Genomic DNA, 692 nt, shown 5'->3' on the forward strand with positions numbered 1-692 from the left:
TCTTTTAATAGATTTTATTGATGTAAAAAAGGATTAGGATGAAGAAAAGGATTTTACTGGCAAGTTTATTGCTGCCAATGCTATTGAGCACGGCTTGCTCATCATCAAGCGCCACCAATGCTGGCTGTGATTTTGTTCGCGGCACGGCAGAAAGTAATTCAGATAGACGCGAACGTGACTCGAGCCCGGGAGCAATTACCAGCGATTCACATGATGGGGATATTTTAGTTGGTATTTTTACCGCGCTAATTGGGCTGGTTGTAAGGCCTTTTACTGACGATGGCGGTGAGTGCATATAATTTACATTACATCAGTATTGGTATTACTAAAAAGCCCATGTAATTTTCAAAAGGGGTGAAAATCGAAGGTATTATGCTGCTTAATACTAAACTGTAATGGCAGCCACAACCGAATAAGAGTATTTCAGGTTATCGCGTACTGGTGCGCCACCACTGAGCCACAATGGACTCACAGTCGTTATGTTGGCAATGTGAATGAATTTATTCTAAAAAACATGGTCATAGATAATTATGTCTTCGGCGTTGCCAGTGTTGGTGATAATGGTAATGCAAGTCCGGTGGTATTTCCGGGTGCGGCAGGTGCGTTCTTTTAATAGATTTTATTGATGTAAAAAAGGATTAGGATGAAGAAAAGGATTTTACTGGCAAGTTTATTGCTGCCAATGCTATTGA

The 692-nt window shown here is 40.6% G+C and carries 1 protein-coding gene; it reads left to right on the top strand.

The annotated features are described in order from the left end of the window. The first annotated feature begins 38 nt into the window (after window positions 1-38). Window positions 39-299, top strand: a complete 261-nt coding sequence (locus BM739_RS19940) for a hypothetical protein (protein WP_076538397.1) — start codon at window positions 39-41, stop codon at window positions 297-299. Window positions 300-692: the final 393 nt, after the last annotated feature.

Source organism: Shewanella sp. UCD-KL21 (assembly GCF_001957135.1).
Taxonomy (GTDB): Bacteria; Pseudomonadota; Gammaproteobacteria; order Enterobacterales; family Shewanellaceae; genus Shewanella.